This is a genomic window from Pedobacter cryoconitis (assembly GCF_014207135.1).
Lineage (GTDB): Bacteria > Bacteroidota > Bacteroidia > Sphingobacteriales > Sphingobacteriaceae > Pedobacter > Pedobacter cryoconitis_D.
The window spans coordinates 282,402-302,187 of the sequence record NZ_JACHCC010000008.1; the positions used below are offsets into that span (position 1 = coordinate 282,402).

Consider the following 19,786-nt stretch of genomic DNA (forward strand, 5'->3'; position numbering starts at 1 on the left):
TGCCTTCAATTTATCAAAAAAAAATAACATATACAGACTAATAAAAAACTACAGATTGTCTACAGATTTCAGATTGATCTTGGTCTTATAATTCTATTTACATATCGACGTTACCTGATAAATTTATTGCTGGCCCGCTATGAAAATACTTCTTATAACCTTACTTAGTTTCCTCACTATCCCAATTGTCTGGTCAGGTGACTTTAATGAAGCTGTCAAAGAAGCTAAAACAGCTCATAAAACAATCTTAATTAACTTTTCAGGTTCTGATTGGTGTGGTCCCTGTATCCGGCTGCGAAAGGAAATACTCGAATCTGATGCATTTACAAAGTATGCTGCTGATCATCTGGTCCTGGTACGTGCAGATTTCCCAAGACAGAAAAAAAACCAACTGATAAAAGAACAAATAAAACGAAATGAATCGCTGGCTGACAAGTATAATCCTGATGGCAAATTTCCTTATACTTTACTCGTAAATGAAAACGGTCAGGTTTTGAAATCATGGGAAGGCTATCCTGCTGATGAAACACCAGATCAGTTTGTTCAGGAAATAAACAATATAAATCAAACCAGATAGCTATATCATGGAAATCTCCTGCAGCAGAGTCCTTAAACTGATGGGTAACCGGTTTGAATTTACAGTGATTGCTGCAGATCAGAAACGTGGAGAACAGGCAATTGATGATGCTATTGACGAAGTAAGGCGTATAGAAGAACTGCTAAGTACATTCAAAGAGACCAGCCAGACAAATTATATCAATGATCATGCTGGTCTCAGACCCGTTACTGTAGATACTGAAGTCGTTCAACTCATCCTTCGTTCCTTAAAAATATCTAAATTAACCCAGGGTGCATTTGACATCACTTATGGCTCTATTGATAAAAGCTTATGGAATTTCGATGTCAGTATGACCTCACTTCCTGATAAAAATACAGCCTTACAGGCTGTCAGTCTCATTAATTATCAGAACGTCATTGTAGATGCAGAAAAATCTACGGTTTTGTTAAAAAACAAAGGTATGCGATTGGGTTTTGGAGGTATAGGAAAAGGTTATGCCGCAGATAAGGCTAAGCAGGTTTTGCTAAACGCAGGAATTAAAAGTGGCATTGTTAACGCTGCCGGTGACCTGATTACCTGGGGCACACAAATTGACGGGAGGCCATGGACAATTGGTATTGCCGACCCCAATCAAAGTACGAAACCTTTTTCTTCACTGAAAATCAGCAACATGTCTATTGCCACTTCAGGCAATTATGAGAAATATGCAATAATCAACGGACAGAAATATTCCCATACTATAGATCCAAAAACAGGGCTTCCGGTAACTGGAATTAAAAGTGTCAGTATACTATGTCCTAATGCAGAACTTGCCGATGCACTGGCTACTCCAATTATGGTAATGGGTATTCAGGTTGGTCTGGATCTGATCAATCAACTCAAACAAGTAGCCTGTATTTTAATCGATGACGCTGACCAGGTTTACACTTCTGAAAACATAAATATAAAACACTGATATGAAACCTCTGACAAAAGTACACCCTGTCTTATGGATAGGTCTTGCATGCGCTGGCTTACTGGCGGCTTGTACTACGGTTAAACCCTATCAAAAGAACCGTCTCAACGATGCCGAAATGGAATTGGCATCCCGAAAGGCGCAAAAATTCGAACAAAGTTTTCAGCTCTATCGCGAAGGTGCATCCGGAGCCAATGGAGGAAAAAGTGGTGGTGGCTGCGGTTGTAATTAAATCAAAACATGAGAAAAATCTATTTGCATGTGGTGGTGATGCTCTTTAGCATATTGAGTGCCCATGCCCAGACAAAAGCACCGGACAGTACAGCCTATAAAAAAACCAAACTGAAGCTCGATGAGATCAATCTGGTCTCTGCTTATTATCATCAGGATGGAAATCATTCTGCGGTAACCGGTGGCATTGGAACAGAGAAACTCACTGATTTTGCAAACACCATAGATTTGCAACTTTCAAAGTATAACATAAAAGGTAAAAAGAATACGTTCACGTTTGAACTGGGTGTAGATCATTATACCTCTGCCTCATCAGATAAAATTGATCCAAGTACGATCTCTTCTGCTTCCATGTCCGATACAAGAATTTACCCTTCTTTAAACTGGACGCAATCCAATGAAAAAACCGGAAACTCATTTGGTTTCACAGGATCATTTTCTAAAGAGTTCGATTATAAGTCCTGGGGCGGAGGCTTTAACTTAACCCGTCTGTCTAAAGACAAAAATACCCAGTTTGATTTTAAGCTTCAGGCATTCCTGGATACCTGGAAAGTAATATTACCTGTGGAACTCAGACCCCCTGGTTATGGTTCTGGCTCTAATAAAGATAAAAAAAGCGTTGACTACAGTCCCAGAAACTCTTTTAGTACTTCTTTTTCAGTTTCTCAGGTGATCAACACAAGATTGCAGGCTTTGCTGGTGATTGAACCCTCCTATCAACATGGTCTTCTTGCTACCCGTTACCAGCGCGATTATTTTACCGATGGCTCAGAACGTGTAGAAAACCTACCAGACAGTCGCTACAAGCTACCAATTGCGGTAAGGTTTAACTATTTTTTGGATGACCGGTTTATCATCAGGACTTTTTATCGCTACTATATGGATAACTGGGGTATCCGGGCCCATACTGCAGAGCTGGAAATATCCGTAAAGTTAAGTTCATTTATTTCTGTGAGCCCGTTTTACCGGTATAACAACCAGATCGGAACACGCTATTTCGCTCCTTATGGAGAGCATAGCCCAACTGCTCAATATTACACAAGTGATTATGACCTGTCTACCTTAAGCAGTGATTTCTATGGTGCTGGAATCAGACTTTCCCCTCCGCATGGCGTATTTGGATGGCAGCATTTAACCATGCTGGAGTTGAGGTACGGACACTATACACGATCTACAGAACTGACCTCCAACATTGTAACTTTAAATCTGAAATTTAAATAAGATCATGGCTATCACCCAAAAAAAATACGCGGCAGGTATCCGCTTATGGCATTGGACCAACATGCTGATTATAGGCGGCTCTCTGTTAACTGTACTGCTTAATTCAACACTCCTGGACAAACATAGTAATACAGATTTTATTCAACAACAGCTCCAATCATCCGGAGCAACCCTTTCGGCTACTCAGGCTAAGGGACTTGCCAATGCTTTTGAAGATAGGGTCTGGGACATCCATATTTATTTCGGATACTTTCTGGCTGCCTTGTTATTATATAGATTCATACTGGAGTTCTTCCAGCCTGCGGATCAGAAATTCACCAATAAACTGAAGCTGGCTTATGCTTATTACTTTTCTTCACCAGATGATGAAAAGAAAATCACAAGACATAATTTTCTGGTTAAACTTGCCTATACGTTCTTTTATGTCTTACTCACCATCATCGTGATCACAGGTTTATCTCTTTCTTTCGGGGATAACCTGAGGCTTGCCAGCTCAATCAGTCACAATATTAAATCTGTACATGGTTTTTGCATGTATCTGATGCTGGCTTTCATCCTGGTGCACATCGCAGGTGTCTTTCTTGCGGAAAGAAAAGATAGCAAGGGCATTGTTTCGGATATGATTAATGGGGGAAATCAGTAGCTTAAAACAAGAACTTCAGAACCTCTGAAAGAAAGCCTTCTGGATTTTCTTCAACAACCCAATGGGCCGTATTTGGTATTCTCGCAGCCACAACATGATCCGCTACCTCTTCCATCATTTCTTTCATCAAAGAACCGCTTGTACTGATCTCACCGCCAATTGCTAATACAGGTATAGAAAGTTTTCCATTCTTCTGAAGGTACATCTGGTTATCGATTATATCCTGATTAAAGGCACGGTACACTTCTAATCCCGCGCGCATTGCACCAGGTGCTGAATAAGCAGTAGCAAACAAGTCAATATCCTCTTTACTTATTGCGCCAACATTAAATATGCGATAGTTAAAAAATGCCTGAAGATATTCCCGTTCGCGACCTGCGATCAGTAATTCTGGTAAATCCAGTACGGCATGAAATGCAAAATGCCAAACCCGATGATCAGAACGTATCTTATCAAAAGCCAGGGTACCAGGTAATGGGGCATCTATAACAATCAGATGAGATACATCCTCTCTGTACTCCTGTGCATAAGCATAAGCTACCATCAATCCAATATCATGACCAGCCATAATAACAGGTCCTTGAATCTTAAGCTGTTCCTTTAAAAGTTTATGAATATCGCTTGCCATGGTACGTTTATCATAACCTGTGGCCGGACGCCAGGAATCACCGGCACCTCTGTAATCCGGAACGATTACCCGAAATCCGGCCTCAACCAGCTCAGGAATTATATACCGCCACTCCCACCATGTTTGCGGAAAACCATGTAACAATACGATTGTCTGCTCACCATTTCCTGCCTCTACATAATGAATCCGTAAAAAGCTGTCTATCAAAGCCATTCCATGTTTCAATTCTACAGTATCCAGATTTTTTTTTTCAGTCATATTCAATGTCTTTTAATAAGGTTTAAATCGCCGCAAGTATTTACTGTAAAGGTCTTGCTATAATTGATTAGTTTAGCTTTCGTTTCCATGGAATAAAGACAGGAAACTTTTGAATCGAAGCTTTTCAATTTTTTCATGATGAAGACAGATGAATTACACTATGCCATACTGAACGAGTTACAACTCGACTCAAGAATAAGCAATGCAGAAATCGGCAGGAAAATCGGCCTTACTGCCCCTGCTGTAGCCGAGAGAATTAAACGGATGCAGGACGAAGGAATAATAAAGGGATTCACAACAACTATCGACTTCATGCAATTAGGTTATCAGCAAAAAGTATTAGTCGCTGTGCAATTGCCACATGTAAATATTAATCCATTTCTTAAAGAAGCTAAAAAAATGGAGGGCATCACCGATATTGTTCATACCACCGGTGAATACTGCTTTTTTGTGAGCATGGTGATTAAATCGTCTGATGAACTCAATCTGAAACTAAACGAGTTTGGGAAATTTGGGAAAACTACCACGTTTTCGGTTTTATCTACCCCGGTTGATTCCGGAGCTATTTGCATAATAAAGCCCATTTAGCAACTGTTTTTACTATTTTTACAAAAAATCGTTAATATGTCCTTTATATCCTTAGGTCTGTCACCTGCTTTATTGAAAGCATTGGAAGATCAAAACTTCACTATACCAACCCCTATTCAACAAACAGCTATACCAGCTATATTAAATAAAAAAGATGTTTTAGGAATTGCTAAAACAGGTTCGGGAAAAACCGCCAGCTACGTTTTACCGCTTCTAATGAACTTACAGCAAACACCTGCTGTTAAAAATCGCCACGCAGATGTTTTAGTGTTAGTCCCTACCCGTGAACTGGCCGAACAGGTAAAAGACGTTTTTCATACTTTTAGCCAATCGCTTCCAGAGCGTGTTAAAACACTGGCAGTTTATGGCGGTGTTTCTATCAACCCGCAAATGATGGCCATGCAGGGTGTAAATGTTCTAGTTGCTACACCGGGCAGATTATTGGAATTAGTAGACTCAAATGCAGTACATCTATCCAGTATTGAAACATTGGTACTGGATGAAGCGGATAAGATGCTTAATTTAGGATTTAAAGAAGAGGTCAACAGAATCATTGCTCTTTTACCTGAAAAACGTCAGAACATCCTGTTTTCTGCCACATTGAATAATGACATTCAGCATATTCATCAGCTCATGCTTCATGAGCCTGTAGTTATTCAGATAGAAGCTGAAGAAGAGTCGCTTGAACTGATCAACCAGGTTGCCTATATAGTTTCAGATGAAAAGAAAGGCCCATTTTTGCGTTACCTGATTAATCATCATGCCATGAAACAGGTACTGATATTTGCCTCTTCGGTTCAGCAGACTGATGCCATTGTGAACAAGCTTCGTAAGAATAATTTTGATGCGAAAGCGATTCACAGTAAAAAAAGTCAGGGAGCCAGAACTGAAATGCTCAGTCATTTTAAATCGGGTAAACTCAGGATATTAGTTGCCACAGACCTGATGGCAAGAGGAATAGATATCAATGATCTTCCTTTTGTTATTAACTACGAATTGCCCCGCTCTCCTAAAGATTATATCCACCGCATTGGCAGAACGGGTCGTGCCGGAACTATGGGAGATGCTATTTCTTTAGTCAGCCAGAACGAGCTGCATCATTTTGAAGTAATTCAAAAGAAAATGGGTAAAAAAGTTGACCTGATTGACAGCGAAAATATTAATATATCCATCAAGTCAACCTGATAATTTATTTTGCGGAGACTCTATACTGGCCTACTTCCTTACCGGAATCATCCAGCATACTCACCAGCATCTGCCTTTTATTTGCCGTTACTCTGGTCAGGGTTCTGGTCCCCTCTAAAGGTCCTCCGCCAATAATAATCGGATAATTATTTAGTTTTTTATCAGGAGCATGAACTTTATACTGATGGGTATGACCACTTAAGACCAGGTCTACCCTTCCTCTGTTCATAATCGGTTCAAATAATTCTGTACAATGTACCGCTCCATGGGCATCCCCCGAATATCGGGGCGGTATATGCATCAGTACAACCCGGAACGGGGCATTTTTAAACTCTTTGTGGGTGATTTCCTGTTCAAGCCACATTGCCTGTTCCTCAAGGTAACGGTCAAAATCTACTATTCCGGCATATACCGGGTGCGAATCCTCTTTATCTTCTCCCGTATCCAGGATTACAAAACGAACAGGCCCCAATGTAAATGCGGCATAACCGACATGGTCAAAATAAGCAGCAAAATCGCGGGCGAATTTCCCTCTGGTTTCATGATTGCCACGGACATATACGAAAGGTGTAGTTCTTGCAAAGTAGTCAACACATGGCTGTATCATATGATCTACGATCTGTTTTTCATCCGTTTGATAATCAAAAACATCACCATTAAAGAATATAAAATCGCGCTTATTACCTTTATCCAGATCCAAAAGATGAGCAATAGATTTTGGGCGGTCATGAATGTCATTCAGCATCACAAAAGAGATCTCATTTTTAGCCGTATCGGTATTCAGGAAACTTTCTGTAGATCCGGTAACCGTTTCCCCGTAAGTAAGTTTATAAGGCTGAAAACTCCTGATCTCCTTAGATACTATTCTGTAGTGATAAATAACTCCAGGCTTCAGACCTGTAAGCTTAACACAATTCAGACGGGAAGCTGGCTTCAGCCCCAAATCACTTTTCCCATAGGCTTTTTTTTCGAGGCTGTCTGGTGACTCCCCATATTCCACCCAGCTGGCACTGTCTTTACTCGTAATCCATAAAATGGAGATCCCATTGCCAAAATTTGTTTGTAGATAAGGCCCGGTGATAATCTTAAATTCCTCGTCCGATTTATTGACAGGATTGGAAATAGCATTTTGGGGGTTCAGTAATGCAAGTCCTCCAAGAACAAGTCCGCCTTTTAGAAAAGTTCTTCTGTTTTCCTTTAATAAATCTTCCTTCATTTAGTTTAAATCATTTACCTAACGATTTTAAGGATAAATACTAATGATTACAAACTATTTCTTACGCAAACGTTTGCCCAAAATATTTTCAGGGAGCCTGATAATCTCTTGCTGATCGGGTACTGTTCGGGTTGTGGTGCAGTTGTAGTCGTGACTGAACCAGCGTCAAAATACTCCTAGTCCATCGCAAGTCCATATTTTTCGATTAATTACATGGACCTGCTATAGACCAGGAATATGCAGAAGACGGATATATCCAGAAGCTGAGTCGATTCTGACCTGAACAATATCCCTAGACAATCTGATCACCAGCTTTTATTTCATGTTCTTTGGGATTAGGCTGCCCTTTACCTGTGGTAATCAAACTATACAAACTGTTATTGATGTAACCACCCCATGCATTTGAACAGACATCGTAACATTCAAATCCGGGCAGCAAACCCAGGTGGGTAAATCGCATTTGCGTTTTGTCACCCTGTTTAGAGATTTCAAAACTAATTTTTGTACCCGTCCATTCGTTATTGTCCTGAGTAAAATTAAAATAGTTATTCAGGACAAGCCAAACGACCTTTTTAGCAGGAATAACTTCTATTAATTTCATTCTGCAATTGTGTACATCTTTATAATGATAAGTAAACTCATCATTCAATTTTTCTGTGCCGCCTTCAATTTCTTCCGACCACCATCCGCGGACATTATTGACAGCGCTAAATACTTCAACGGGAGATTGGTCTACCAGAAGAACAATGTTGAAATTTTGATTATTCATGGCTTTATTGTTTTATTGATTTACTATCCAAACATAGCCGGATTTACGGAGATATCAGCCTGACAGAAATGACAATTAAATTGGGTGATATTGCCAGGTGAATAATATCTTTATAATCAGTTTTAATCAAAATATGCTTATGCGTTTAGCAGTACTTAATTTTGAACACGCAGTACCAACCTGTGTAACCGGACCAGCTGAAATATGGAGTGCATTAGATTATGTACAGCCGCTACTGACAGGCACCTCCTTAAAAGACAGTATTGAAATAGATTATATCAGAGAATATAAGAAAAAAATATGGCGTAAAGCACTGAATACTGGTAAAGAAGAACAACTTGCCACTGAAAACACTTATGATCTGATCATCATTCCGGCTATGCGTTCAGCAAAAATTGACCATGTGATCAGTCATGAACGGATGCTGGTTAAATGGCTGAAGCAACAGCATCAAACAAATGCCAATTTAGCCAGTATCTGTATCGGAGCCTTTTTACTTGCCGAGACAGGATTACTTGAAGGTAAAAAAGTGACTACGAACATCAGGTTTGCAGATCAGTTCAGACAAAAATATCCAAAAGTAGAAGTCCAGGACGACAAAATCATTGTCGATCAGGGGAACATTTATACTTGCGGAGGCGCTTTCATCTTCACAACATTTATGATTTATCTGATTGAGAAGTTCTTTGGACATGAAAAAGCTATCACAGTTGCAAAAGTACTGATGATCAATACCCACCAGCAGCCTCAGCATACCTTCTCTGTATTTCAGCTTCAGCGGAATCATACTGATGAAAAAATTATGGAAGCGCAGATTTTCATCGAAAACAATTATCAACAAGCTCTTTCGACCGAGAAATTAGCTGAAAAACACTATATGAGTGCCCGGAATTTTATCCGTCGTTTCGAGAAGGCGACCAGTAATACTCCGCTCGAATATCTGCAGCGTGTGCGGATAGAGGCGGCAAAAAAATCGCTTGAAAACAGTCATGACAGTATTGAGCAGATAGCCCTCAAATGTGGTTATGAAGATATTGGGTTTTTCAGGAAAATTTTCAAAAGACATGTGGCTCTCAATCCGAAGGAATACCAGAAAAAATATGGGAATATAGGATTAATGAACTGATCTCATTATATCTTCTGTTATTTCTCTCAAAAAAGGAACCAGCTCTGATTCAAACCACGGATTCTTCATCTGCCAGATCCTGTTTCGCGGAGACGGATGGACCAGAGGTAAAAATGAAGGAAGATATTCATCAAAATGATGGACTCTTTCTGTCAGCGACCTGTTCACCTTATCTTTCAGATAATAGTTTTGGGCATACTGCCCGATTAATAAAGTCAGTCTGATCCCTGGCATAGCATTCCATAAAGCCTGATGCCATAATGGAGCACATTCAGGGCGCGGCGGAAGATCTCCTGAATTACCTTTCCCCGGATAACAAAATCCCATAGGAACCAGTGCAAATAACTGATCATCATAGAACTGCTCTTTACTGACCCCAAGCCATCTTCTTAACTCATTTCCGCTTTGATCGTTCCAGGGAATTCCACTATCCTGTACCTTTTGTCCCGGAGCCTGTCCAATGACCAGAATTTTCGAGTTAACACTCGCCTGTACAATTGGTTTAGGGGCATTAGGTAAATAATCCCTGCATACTGTACAAGCTCTGATATCCTTTAAAAGTTCGTCCATAAATAGCCTTAGATTACAATATAGGCACAATTAAAGAAAAATTCAGTTAAATTTGGTGAATGATTAACAGTGTGCCTTCTAATTCAATTTCCGACAAAATTCTATCATTTATTGAGTATTCCAATCAGAATATTTTTCTTACCGGAAAGGCAGGAACAGGAAAAACTACCCTGCTTAAAAGGATAAAAGAAGAAAGCACAAAAAAGATGGTTGTAGTAGCTCCTACTGGTGTTGCTGCGATGAATGCAAAAGGCACAACCATCAACTCATTTTTTCAACTGCCTTCAGGTTCCTTTTTCCCTGGGGAAATTAGTCTTGAAGATCTGCAATCAGGCATTATGTCCATTCAGTCTATGGTAGATGACCTGAGTTACAGCAGAGAAAAAACAACATTGTTCAACGAATTGGAATTACTGATCATTGACGAAATATCTATGGTCCGCTGTGATTTAATGGATATGATCGACGCCATCCTGCGTTCGGTAAGAAAGAACAATATGCCTTTTGGAGGTGTGCAATTACTGCTTATTGGTGATCTTTATCAATTACCACCAGTAACCAAAAGAGAAGAATGGGCATTCTTAAGCAGAGCTTATGCCTCTCCTTATTTTTTTGAAGGGCATGTTATCCGCAGAGATCCGGTTTTACAGATAGAACTCACCACGATATACCGTCAGACAGAACCAGAATTTGTCAATATCCTGAACAGCATCCGGAATAACCAGATCAACGAGAAAGATCTTGCTTTATTAAACCAAAGATTTGATCCTGATTTTATGGCTTCGGACGAATTGAATCCTATTATTATCACTTCGCATAATGCAGAAGCCAATGCAATCAATAAGGCAAAACTGGATGAAATTCCGGGTGAAGAATATACGTTTACCGCTGAGACCAGCGGAGAATTCAGAGATGCAGGCTTACAGGCTGAGCAAACTCTGAAATTAAAAGCAGGTGCCCAGATCATGTTTATTAAGAATGATAGTGGTGATAACAGAAAATTCTACAATGGAAAAATTGGAAAAATAAAATCTATCAAAGAAGATGAAATCTATATCTCTTTTCCGGATGAAGATGACCTGTTGTTAGAGAAATCATCGTGGCAGTCCTTTGAATACAAAACAGACACAGAAAAGGTTATTGTGCAGCAGCAGGTAGGTGAATTTTCTCAATATCCAATCAAACTTGCCTGGGCAGTAACTATCCACAAAAGCCAGGGGTTAACATTTGATAAAGCCATTATAGATGCCGGCAAATCATTTATAGCAGGCCAGGTATATGTAGCCTTAAGCCGGGTAAGGACTTTAAATGGATTAGTCCTGAAATCAAAAATTAATACGGAAAGTCTGAGATCCAATACAGAGGTTATCAATTATATGAAACCGGCTAAAGAAGAAGAATTGGATAATGTGCTGGTGAAGGGTCAGGAGAAATTCATTCTCCAGCTGGTTCTTAACCATTTTTCATTTAATCATCTGTTGACTGAACTGGAGAATGTCAGTTCAAGACCAGAGATCGTCAGATCAAATATTCCTGAATATACAGTGCTGTTTACACAGCTCAGAAAATCAATTAAAGAACTAATCACTTTAGCGGACCGCTTCCAGCTTCAGGTCATCAACCTGCAAAAGCAAACTGATTTTAATGATCAGCCGGCCTTACAGACAAGAATAGAATCGGCAGTAGCCTATTTTACCAAAGAAATCAATATGCTGGTTTTAAACCCGGTCAATAAAAATATCAGGATTAAACCGAAAAATAAGATCCAGCAGGAATTACAGCATCTTTTCCAGAAATACAGGCCAATGGTTGAGCATAGGATTTCGCTGTTGCAAAAGGCTGCAACCTTATTGGCTGAACCCATCAAAGCTGAAAATTACACCTCATGGATCCGCGAACATAATACACAGGTTAATGCTAAACCGAAAACTTCCTCAGGAAATCAGAATTCGACTACCTTACAGCTGTTCTGATCCTAAAATTTACTAAAAAAATTATCATCTTTAAATCTAAAAAAAAACATCTTGTACAATGAAGAAATGCACAAAGATTGAATTGCTAACCTATTGTAGCCTGGGATTAATGCTCGGTACTACTCTGACTTCCTGTAATCATCAGAACTCAGAGGCCTCTTATGCAGCGAATGATCCGATTATCAAAAATATCGATAGCACTGTAAGTCCAGGTCAGGACTTCTTTAAATATGCCAATGGTGCATGGATTAAGAAAAACCCGATTCCCGCAGCCTATTCAAGCTGGGGCATAGGGAATCTTGTACAGGAAGAAATACGTGAAAAACTTAAAAAGATAAATGAGGATGCATTGAAAGAAAATGCAGCCAAAGGGACTAATAGTCAAAAAATTGCCGATTTCTATTTCAGTGGAATGGACACGGTGGGTATAGAAAAAAGAGGGATAAATGATCTGAAAACAGAACTTAACTTAATCCAGCAGATTAAAGATGTGAACGGTGTTCTGGATGTTTCAGCCCATCTGACTACCATTGGTATTGAAAATTTCATTGGATTATCTATCGGACAGGATGAGAAAAACAGTGAAATGATGATGCTTCATCTTTCACAGAGTGGTCTGAGTTTACCTAATCGCGATTATTATTTTAATACTGATACCCGTACCAAAACCATCAGAAATGATTATGCTCAGAAACACCTGCCAGCTGTCCTGAAACTTTCTGGACTGACAGAACAGGAAGCATCGGGGGCTGCAAAAAAGGTATTTGCAATTGAAACAGCCCTGGCGACCAGTTCCCGTAAACTGGAAGACCTCCGTGATCCTTATCATAACTATAATAAAATGTCAATAGGTCAGCTTAACCAGTTAACACCTGGTATAAACTGGACTGATATTTTTCAGAAGCTTAAAATTAAAAAAGCTGACAGCGTAATCGTAGGTCAGCCCGAATATTATCAGGCGCTGAATAAAGCGCTTAAAACTTTCTCTATCGATGATTGGAAAGCTTACTTACGCTGGAACCTGGTATCTTCCACTTCTCCTTATCTGAACAAAGACCTGGATAAAGAAAGATTCAGATTCTACGGAACAGTTATAGCTGGTAAAACAGCGCAGCTACCAAGATGGAAAAGAGTGCTGGATACAGAAAATGCATTAATGGGTGAAGTCCTGGGGCAGTTATTTGTAAAAGCTTATTTCCCTGAAAAGTCAAAGAAACGTTATTCGGATATGGTTACAGCAATAAGAACCAGTTATAAAGAGCATATCGAAAAACTGGACTGGATGAGTTCGGCAACTAAGCAAAAAGCAATAGACAAATTAGATAAGATCAACCCTAAAGTAGGTTTCCCGGATAAATGGAAAGATTTTTCCACTTTAAATATCGACAGAAGCTCTTATGTCATGAATGTAATCCGGGCCCAGGCATGGTGGTATCAGCGTGAGGTTAATAAATTAGGCAAACCTGTTGACCGTTCGGAATGGGATATGACACCTCAGACGTATAATGCTTATTATAATCCTTCCAATAATGAGATTGTATTACCCGCAGCTATATTCAGCATACCAGGTGTAAAAGATGAAGAGGTTGACGACGCTGTAGTTTATGGTTACGGTGCGGCATCAACTATTGGCCACGAAATCACCCACGGTTTTGATGATCAGGGTCGCCAGTTTGATGCTAAAGGAAATCTGAAAGCATGGTGGACACCTCTGGATTCAGCTAAATTTACTGCCAAAGCTCAAATGCTGGTTAATCAGTTCAATAGCTATAAAGTACTGGATAGCATGCATGTCAATGGAAAAGCAACTTTAGGAGAAAACATCGCAGATTTGGGTGGCATTGTCCTGGGGTTGGATGCTTTCAAAAAAACAGCTCAGTACAAGGAAAATAAGAAGATAAATGGTTTAACGCCTTTACAAAGGTACTTCTTAGGCTATTCTTTAGGCTGGTTAGGACATCAGAGAGATCAGCAACTGGCCAGCCAGATATTGACTGATGTTCATGCACCAGCATTTTTAAGGGTAAATGGCCCATTTGCCGATGTTCCTGAATTCTATGAAGCCTTTAAAGTAAAAAAGGGAGATGCGATGTGGATCGACCCTTCAAAAAGAGTAAAAATCTGGTAAAACAGGCCTTTATTTAACAAAAAAACTCCCTGCTTCAAATCAGCAGGGAGTTTTTTTATATCCTATTTTCCTGCACTCATCACAGGCTTAAATTTCCTCATATAATCATCCAGCTGTGCTTTTACTTTATTGGAAATCGCAGTTTGCTGACTATCCTTAGTAAACTGAGCTATATCATTTAAAACCTCCATACTGATCTGAACATTACGTAAATCTAAATCAGTGTTATTTTCAGTAAGCAAACGGTAATTATAGTCCAGCTGATCCACAACATAATTATCTATAGTAGTGACCAACCTGTTTCCTAAAGCATAGTCATGCAGTCTGAATGCCAGCTGAGCAAGGAACAACTTATGTCCTGCGACATCAATATAGGGCATTATATCAGGCATTTCCTGATCGTATTTATGAAGTACTTTCAATGCCAGGTCACTACGCCCCTGCTGAATAAGACCTTGTGCCAGATCAATAAAAGTCGAAGTCATCAACGGATAAAACATTGATGTAGATTCATGATCCAGATAACGTGCATGCTTAAAATTGCCGAATTTGAATTTATTCATGATGTTATTATACATCACCATTGTATTAGTTTTACTCAGCTGATTGCGGATTGTTGTATCCTTCTCTAAAGGGATCAGATGGTAGGTGAAACCTTCCTTATATAAATAAGACTGTAAACCCATCAGGTTATCCTCCCCTGCAGTAGTTGTAAAGCAAATAGGTCGTTTCCAGTGATTGTGTGCCAGTATATCAATCATTGCCAGTTTCTCTTTGGTAATGTAATTTGCCGGAAATACCCATTCCATACTTTTGACGAGTTTACCTTTCTGATCTGCCGGAACCACACCATTTTTCACTACTTCATCTGGATTGATAGTGAGTTTAAAATTCTTGGTCGGCAGATAGTTCCCATATTCTCCATTCTGATATTGTACCTGGAACTGTTTATCATCAGATGTGATAAAATCAAATATATCTTTTACCTCTACCGCTCCTGCAACCTGCTGGTCATTGTAATAAATCACATCTCTTACTCCTTCTTTATACTTATCATAAGGCATGGTGATCGGCAATGGTTCTGACTGGTTCATTTTCTTCTGCATCTGACGTATATACCAGTCCCCTGAAAAAAGGCTCAGGTTAACAATACGTACATCAGGTCTTATCCCTTCTACTTCCTGGTCATACCACAACGAATAAGTATCATTATCTCCGTAGGTAAATAAAATAGCATTAGGCGGGCAGGAAATCAAATAATTATAAGCCATATCATGTGCAGTCCACTTGGTTGAACGGTCATGATCTTTCCATTCTTTTGAAGCCATCAAAACCGGAGCAAGAAAAAGACAAATCACAGTCGAACCAATAGCAGCAGTTTTAGCATTAATAAATCTCCGGAAAAACTCTGCAATCGCAATTACACTCAGTCCTATCCAAATGGCAAAAGCATAAAAGGACCCCACATAAGAGTAATCCCGCTCCCTTGGCTGTACCGAAGGCTGGTTCACATACAGCACAATGGCCAGTCCGGTGAAAAAGAAAAGCAGCAGAACAACCAATGCATCTTTCCTTTTACGGTTAAAATGATAAACCAAGCCGATTAAACCCAGGATTAAAGGCAATGCATATAAAGGTGTATAGGTTGTACTATCAATTACCGATTTCGGCAGATGTCTGCTTCCATCAAAAACACCACTTGTCCAGTTACCGTCAACACTGTTGGTCTTTGTCTGTCCGTCTACATCATTATAACGACCTGCAAAATTCCAGAAAAAATAACGCCAGTACATCTGGTACATTTGCCAGCTAAACATCCACTTCATATTATCCGTGAAATTTGGGGCCTGTCCATCAGGAATCCGTAACCAGTCTTTATAAAACTGGACATCCTGAGGACTGGTACTATACATGCGGGGTAAAATGGTATTGTGATCATAGATCGCTTCTACATTGTGTCCAGCGTTTTCATATGATGTTTTTCCCTTACGATAAATAATACTTGTTTCTTTCTGGTCCGTAACTTTCGCATCATAATAAGGCCCGGTCAACAATGGATTTTCTCCATATTGTATCCGGTTCAGATAACCATAAAGCGTAAAAGCGTTGTCAGGATGCGAGTTATTCAGATGAGGATCGGCAGTAGCCCTGATAGGGATATAAGCAAAAGATCCATAACCAAAATAGATGAAAGCAGTACACAAAAGAGCTAAATTAAGCACACGTTTCTGATGACGGATACTGTAGATGATCCCCCAAACCAATGCACCAACAATTAGCAGGATAAAGAAAATCGCACCTGTACCAAAACCCAGTCCCAGTGAGTTTACAAAAAACAGGTCGAAATAAGCAGCAAATTTCACGGTATAACCTCTGATACCATATTGGACAATACCTAATATCGCCACTCCTGCCAGGAAAGCCCAGATACCATTTTTCACCGTGATATTTTTACTTCTGCGGAAGAAATAAACCATGGCTATAGCCGGGATGGTCAATAGATTAAGTAAATGGATACCAATGGATAAGCCCATTACATAAGCGATAAACACCAGCCATTTATCAGATCTGGGTTCGTCTGCATGTGCATCCCATTTTAATATAGCCCAGAATACAATAGCTGTACACATGGATGATAAAGCAAATACAATCGTTTCAACAGCCGAGAACCAAAACGTATCTGTAAAGGTAAAGGCCAGCGCACCGACCAAACCAGCACCCATAATCAGGAAAAGGTTTGACTGGGTCACCACTTCATCCCGTTTATTGAGTAACAGTTTTTTAGCCAGGGCAGTTATCGTCCAGAACATAAACATAATTGTTGCTCCACTGGCGATGGCAGATCCCATGTTCATAAAGTAGGCAACTTTCGTATCATCACCTAACGAGAGTAAAGAGAACATTTTCCCCAGCATAGCAAATACCGGATATCCGGGCTGATGGGCGATCTGTAAACGATAGGCGCAGGAGATAAACTCACCGCAATCCCAGAAACTCACGGATGGTTCCAGGGTTAAAATGTAGGTTACAGATGCTACGACAAAACATAGCCAGCCTAGAAGATTATTGATTTTTTTGTACTGCATTTAAAATATGTGCTTAATACTATAACGAATATCAACTTTTTTAGAGTCTCCTGAAAAACAGAGGTTTCAAAAAATGTCGATTTAACATTAATTAACTTATTTATCAGGTATAAATATATAGACTATAATCAATCAAGCATCTTTATTTCCAGCTTTATGAGGTAAAATTAAGACTACAAATTTCTTTTCGTCAAATTGTAACAATAGCTTTTATGAAATATCTAATTCCCAAAATTCTGCTATAGGTAATATACAAATCAATATCTTTACATAAGCATACAAAACACAAATGAAAAATATAGCCATCGCAATAGGCTTTGCCATTGTTCTCGCAGGTTGCAGCCAGAATCCGCAACAAAATAATGTAAGTATCTCAAGTAACGCCCCGGCTGGTTTTGATGTTAACAAACTGGGAGAGATTGTCAAAACCAGTACAAATCCTCAGGTTCTTGAAAAAGCAATTAACGACCCTAAAAACCAGATTAACAATCTCGACCTGGATAAGGATGGTAAAATTGATTTTTTGAAGGTTAACGAAACCGGTAAAAATGAGTTACAGATCATTGACGATTTCAGCAGTAATCAATCGATGACGGTAGCCACGATCAAGGTTAATCCAACCAATAACAATTCTTCGGCTGATCTTAACATTCAGAGTAATCCAGATTATGCGGGCAGTAACTACATGTACCACTCGCATTTCTCATTCACTGATTTCCTGTTAATGAGTTACCTGATGCGTCCGCATAGCTACTATATGCCTATGTACCGCTATGGTAGTTACCCGTCTTATTATTCGCGTACCAGTGTAGCTACAAATTACAGACCTACAACCAGTTCGGCAGTAAGCTCTACCCGTAGCAGCAGAAGCAGCCTGAGTTCAGGTTCGAGCTCTCAGCGTTCATTCAAAACACGTGACAACGCTCAGCCTGTACGCAGCGGAGGTTTTGGAAACAGCAGTTCTTCTTCACGCAGTTCGAACTCCAGTTCATCGGGAAGCTCAAGTTTTGGTTCATCATCAAGAAGTTCAGGTTCATCCCACAGAAGTTTCGGCGGCGGTCGTTCAAGTTTCGGAAGACGCAGATAACAAAAGATTTAAAAACACATTAAAAATTCAATTATTAACAGCTATGAGCATATTTGACAGATTATTCAGAATAGGAAAAGCGGAAGCAAATGCCGCAGTAGATAAATTAGAAGATCCAGCTAAAATGGCGGATCAGATATTACGTGAACTCCGCGAAAACTATCAGCAGGCTATCCAGGGTGAAGCTGAAATTAAAGCATTAGCTCTTTCTCATCGTGCAAGTGAATTACAGGCGCGTAATAAAGCTGATGAATGGGAGAATAAAACCAATGGTTTACTGGATCGTATTGAAAGTAAACAACTGGATGAAGTTCAGGGAAATGACCTTGCTGCCAAGGCTGCACAGGCACATGCTGACGCTTTAAAAGAGGCTGAGCAATATAGTGCAATGGCTGAGAAAGAAGAAAGTGCTGTGAATGTCATGGATTTGAAAATCAAACAGATTAAAGATCAGATAGCCCAGACTGAAGAGCGCTCTAAAATGATACAGTCACGTGCAAAAACTGCCGAAGTATCAGAAAAAATCAATAAGACCTTATCAAATGTTGATACTGATGGTTTATTACAGACACTGAACCGTATGGACGAAAAAGCTTCGGCTCAGGAATTCCGTGCTGCTGCCTATGCGCAGATTCAGGATTCGACTTTGTCAACTGAGCAGGAAATTGATAAAGCTTTAAACGCTGGTGGTTCAACTTCAGCTTTAGATGCTATCAAAGCCAAGAGACAGTTACAGCAGGGATCAGCACCTAAATTATTAAATAAAGAGAACGATGCTAACTGAGGACGATAAAAAGACCTATAAAGCCATTATCTTACTGAATGAACTGATCAATGGTGATCACAAATTTCAGACAGTTGCCAATGGCGATGATAAAATATTAGAGCCGTTATTTATCGAGTTGATGTCGAAAGGCTATGTTCAGACTGCAGGTCTGAACTACGATGTTGCCCCTAAGGGTAAAGAAGTATTCGACAATTTCATGCTTCGTTACACTGAATATCTAAAGGTATACGATGTATATTCATTTGTCGATCTGGAAAAAGGTGAATTTGCTTTCTCCCGGTATTTTGATTTTGACAGTGATGCTGCCTGGGATAATTTTAAGAACGACCAGCGTTTTGACGATATGCGCATTGCCGTAGCACAGTTCAAAAAACTGAATCCGGCTGATATCGTGTTTATGAGCTTTATCAACGAGAACAGATTTGACACAAGCTCTACAGGATGGCAGATGGATCTGGTATCCAGCAATACCTGGACTGAAATCGAGTCTATCGTAAGTACTGCTATTCAAACAACAGAAGTACAGGAAGATGCCATGGTTGACATGATCAAACAAGGTACCGAACTGATGATCAGCCTGATGGAGGAAGAAGCCAGACAAAGAAAAGAAGACGAGCAAAACAACAACGGCAATGATAATGGTCAGCAGACGACTGTTTACGAAACTGTTGAACATTACGAACCTTACTATGATCCGTGGTATGTATCCCCGATCTGGATGGTACCTCTGTTTTTGTGGTAAAATATCAATCATTAATCAAAGCCCTGGCCTTCAA

The 19,786-nt window shown here is 39.7% G+C and carries 18 protein-coding genes; 13 read left to right on the forward strand and 5 right to left on the reverse strand.

Translation table 11 applies throughout. The features are described from left to right. The first annotated feature begins 139 nt into the window (after nt 1-139). Genes HDF25_RS16435 through HDF25_RS16455 form a run of 5 tightly spaced genes read left to right on the forward strand, consistent with a single transcriptional unit; the run spans nt 140 to nt 3,609 of the window. Nucleotides 140-577, forward strand: coding sequence for a thioredoxin family protein (locus HDF25_RS16435; protein ID WP_184626679.1), 438 nt, complete (start codon nt 140-142; stop codon nt 575-577). A 7-nt stretch (nt 578-584) separates the two neighbouring features. Further along, nucleotides 585-1,514 (forward strand): FAD:protein FMN transferase, encoded by a 930-nt coding sequence (locus HDF25_RS16440; protein ID WP_260409388.1) that lies wholly within the window; start codon nt 585-587, stop codon nt 1,512-1,514. 1 nt (nt 1,515) lies between these two features. Further along, nucleotides 1,516-1,746, forward strand: a complete 231-nt coding sequence (locus HDF25_RS16445) for a DUF4266 domain-containing protein (RefSeq protein WP_184626681.1) — start codon at nt 1,516-1,518, stop codon at nt 1,744-1,746. A gap of 8 nt (nt 1,747-1,754) precedes the next feature. Then, nucleotides 1,755-2,966 (forward strand): DUF3570 domain-containing protein, encoded by a 1,212-nt coding sequence (locus HDF25_RS16450; protein ID WP_184626683.1) that lies wholly within the window; start codon nt 1,755-1,757, stop codon nt 2,964-2,966. A gap of 4 nt (nt 2,967-2,970) precedes the next feature. After that, nucleotides 2,971-3,609 (forward strand): cytochrome b/b6 domain-containing protein, encoded by a 639-nt coding sequence (locus HDF25_RS16455; protein WP_184626685.1) that lies wholly within the window; start codon nt 2,971-2,973, stop codon nt 3,607-3,609. A gap of 1 nt (nt 3,610) precedes the next feature. Here the strand turns inward: HDF25_RS16455 and HDF25_RS16460 are convergent, their stop codons facing one another. Beyond that, nucleotides 3,611-4,495, reverse strand: coding sequence for an alpha/beta fold hydrolase (locus HDF25_RS16460; RefSeq protein WP_184626687.1), 885 nt, complete (start codon nt 4,493-4,495; stop codon nt 3,611-3,613). 135 nt (nt 4,496-4,630) lie between these two features. Here HDF25_RS16460 and HDF25_RS16465 point away from each other — a divergent pair, with 135 nt between their 5' ends. Both HDF25_RS16465 and HDF25_RS16470 read left to right on the forward strand, forming a co-directional pair. Beyond that, nucleotides 4,631-5,083, forward strand: coding sequence for an Lrp/AsnC family transcriptional regulator (locus HDF25_RS16465; RefSeq protein WP_184626689.1), 453 nt, complete (start codon nt 4,631-4,633; stop codon nt 5,081-5,083). Between the two features lie 36 nt (nt 5,084-5,119). Beyond that, nucleotides 5,120-6,268, forward strand: a complete 1,149-nt coding sequence (locus HDF25_RS16470) for a DEAD/DEAH box helicase (RefSeq protein WP_184626691.1) — start codon at nt 5,120-5,122, stop codon at nt 6,266-6,268. Nucleotides 6,269-6,272: 4 nt separating this feature from the next. On the opposite strand, the gene HDF25_RS16475 is transcribed toward HDF25_RS16470, so the two are convergent. Continuing rightward, a complete protein-coding gene (locus HDF25_RS16475) occupies nt 6,273-7,484 on the reverse strand; it encodes an FN3 domain-containing metallophosphoesterase family protein (protein ID WP_184626693.1) in 1,212 nt (403 codons plus the stop codon). Nucleotides 7,485-7,776: 292 nt separating this feature from the next. Next, nucleotides 7,777-8,253, reverse strand: a complete 477-nt coding sequence (locus tag HDF25_RS16480; RefSeq protein ID WP_184626695.1) for an SRPBCC domain-containing protein — start codon at nt 8,251-8,253, stop codon at nt 7,777-7,779. Nucleotides 8,254-8,392: 139 nt separating this feature from the next. Here HDF25_RS16480 and HDF25_RS16485 point away from each other — a divergent pair, with 139 nt between their 5' ends. Beyond that, nucleotides 8,393-9,379 (forward strand): GlxA family transcriptional regulator, encoded by a 987-nt coding sequence (locus HDF25_RS16485; protein ID WP_184626697.1) that lies wholly within the window; start codon nt 8,393-8,395, stop codon nt 9,377-9,379. Here HDF25_RS16485 and HDF25_RS16490 read toward each other — a convergent pair. After that, nucleotides 9,368-9,949 carry a uracil-DNA glycosylase family protein gene (locus HDF25_RS16490; RefSeq protein ID WP_184626699.1) on the reverse strand — a complete coding sequence of 194 codons (582 nt, stop codon included), beginning with the start codon at nt 9,947-9,949 and terminating at the stop codon, nt 9,368-9,370. The two genes, HDF25_RS16485 and HDF25_RS16490, sit on opposite strands and share 12 nt — an antisense overlap. A 59-nt stretch (nt 9,950-10,008) precedes the next feature. Here HDF25_RS16490 and HDF25_RS16495 point away from each other — a divergent pair, with 59 nt between their 5' ends. Both HDF25_RS16495 and HDF25_RS16500 read left to right on the forward strand, forming a co-directional pair. Further along, nucleotides 10,009-11,922, forward strand: a complete 1,914-nt coding sequence (locus tag HDF25_RS16495; RefSeq protein WP_184626701.1) for an ATP-dependent RecD-like DNA helicase — start codon at nt 10,009-10,011, stop codon at nt 11,920-11,922. 58 nt (nt 11,923-11,980) lie between these two features. Beyond that, entirely contained in the window at nt 11,981-14,050 is a 2,070-nt protein-coding gene (locus HDF25_RS16500; RefSeq protein WP_260409389.1) for a M13 family metallopeptidase, read from the forward strand. A 62-nt stretch (nt 14,051-14,112) separates the two neighbouring features. On the opposite strand, the gene HDF25_RS16505 is transcribed toward HDF25_RS16500, so the two are convergent. Then, nucleotides 14,113-17,136, reverse strand: a complete 3,024-nt coding sequence (locus HDF25_RS16505) for a DUF2723 domain-containing protein (protein ID WP_184626703.1) — start codon at nt 17,134-17,136, stop codon at nt 14,113-14,115. A 289-nt stretch (nt 17,137-17,425) separates the two neighbouring features. Between HDF25_RS16505 and HDF25_RS16510 the strand changes: the two genes are divergently transcribed. From HDF25_RS16510 to HDF25_RS16520, 3 genes are read left to right on the forward strand one after another with little or no spacing between them, the layout of a single operon-like run. After that, entirely contained in the window at nt 17,426-18,223 is a 798-nt protein-coding gene (locus HDF25_RS16510; protein WP_184626705.1) for a hypothetical protein, read from the forward strand. 43 nt (nt 18,224-18,266) lie between these two features. Continuing rightward, nucleotides 18,267-19,007, forward strand: a complete 741-nt coding sequence (locus HDF25_RS16515; protein ID WP_184626707.1) for a PspA/IM30 family protein — start codon at nt 18,267-18,269, stop codon at nt 19,005-19,007. Then, on the forward strand, nt 18,997-19,752 hold the full coding sequence (locus tag HDF25_RS16520) for a hypothetical protein (protein ID WP_184626709.1): 756 nt from the start codon (nt 18,997-18,999) through the stop codon (nt 19,750-19,752). The genes HDF25_RS16515 and HDF25_RS16520 overlap by 11 nt, the downstream gene beginning before the upstream one ends. Nucleotides 19,753-19,786: the final 34 nt, after the last annotated feature.

What these genes read in the sequence shown, in the direction of transcription:
- HDF25_RS16435 (WP_184626679.1), top strand. Translation starts at nt 140, where the DNA reads ATGAAAATACTTCTTATAACCTTACTTAGTTTCCTCACTATCCCAATT.
- HDF25_RS16440 (WP_260409388.1), top strand. Translation starts at nt 585, where the DNA reads ATGGAAATCTCCTGCAGCAGAGTCCTTAAACTGATGGGTAACCGGTTT.
- HDF25_RS16445 (WP_184626681.1), top strand. Translation starts at nt 1,516, where the DNA reads ATGAAACCTCTGACAAAAGTACACCCTGTCTTATGGATAGGTCTTGCA.
- HDF25_RS16450 (WP_184626683.1), top strand. Translation starts at nt 1,755, where the DNA reads ATGAGAAAAATCTATTTGCATGTGGTGGTGATGCTCTTTAGCATATTG.
- HDF25_RS16455 (WP_184626685.1), top strand. Translation starts at nt 2,971, where the DNA reads ATGGCTATCACCCAAAAAAAATACGCGGCAGGTATCCGCTTATGGCAT.
- HDF25_RS16460 (WP_184626687.1), bottom strand. Translation starts at nt 4,495, where the DNA reads ATGACTGAAAAAAAAAATCTGGATACTGTAGAATTGAAACATGGAATG.
- HDF25_RS16465 (WP_184626689.1), top strand. Translation starts at nt 4,631, where the DNA reads ATGATGAAGACAGATGAATTACACTATGCCATACTGAACGAGTTACAA.
- HDF25_RS16470 (WP_184626691.1), top strand. Translation starts at nt 5,120, where the DNA reads ATGTCCTTTATATCCTTAGGTCTGTCACCTGCTTTATTGAAAGCATTG.
- HDF25_RS16475 (WP_184626693.1), bottom strand. Translation starts at nt 7,484, where the DNA reads ATGAAGGAAGATTTATTAAAGGAAAACAGAAGAACTTTTCTAAAAGGC.
- HDF25_RS16480 (WP_184626695.1), bottom strand. Translation starts at nt 8,253, where the DNA reads ATGAATAATCAAAATTTCAACATTGTTCTTCTGGTAGACCAATCTCCC.
- HDF25_RS16485 (WP_184626697.1), top strand. Translation starts at nt 8,393, where the DNA reads ATGCGTTTAGCAGTACTTAATTTTGAACACGCAGTACCAACCTGTGTA.
- HDF25_RS16490 (WP_184626699.1), bottom strand. Translation starts at nt 9,949, where the DNA reads ATGGACGAACTTTTAAAGGATATCAGAGCTTGTACAGTATGCAGGGAT.
- HDF25_RS16495 (WP_184626701.1), top strand. Translation starts at nt 10,009, where the DNA reads ATGATTAACAGTGTGCCTTCTAATTCAATTTCCGACAAAATTCTATCA.
- HDF25_RS16500 (WP_260409389.1), top strand. Translation starts at nt 11,981, where the DNA reads ATGAAGAAATGCACAAAGATTGAATTGCTAACCTATTGTAGCCTGGGA.
- HDF25_RS16505 (WP_184626703.1), bottom strand. Translation starts at nt 17,136, where the DNA reads ATGCAGTACAAAAAAATCAATAATCTTCTAGGCTGGCTATGTTTTGTC.
- HDF25_RS16510 (WP_184626705.1), top strand. Translation starts at nt 17,426, where the DNA reads ATGAAAAATATAGCCATCGCAATAGGCTTTGCCATTGTTCTCGCAGGT.
- HDF25_RS16515 (WP_184626707.1), top strand. Translation starts at nt 18,267, where the DNA reads ATGAGCATATTTGACAGATTATTCAGAATAGGAAAAGCGGAAGCAAAT.
- HDF25_RS16520 (WP_184626709.1), top strand. Translation starts at nt 18,997, where the DNA reads ATGCTAACTGAGGACGATAAAAAGACCTATAAAGCCATTATCTTACTG.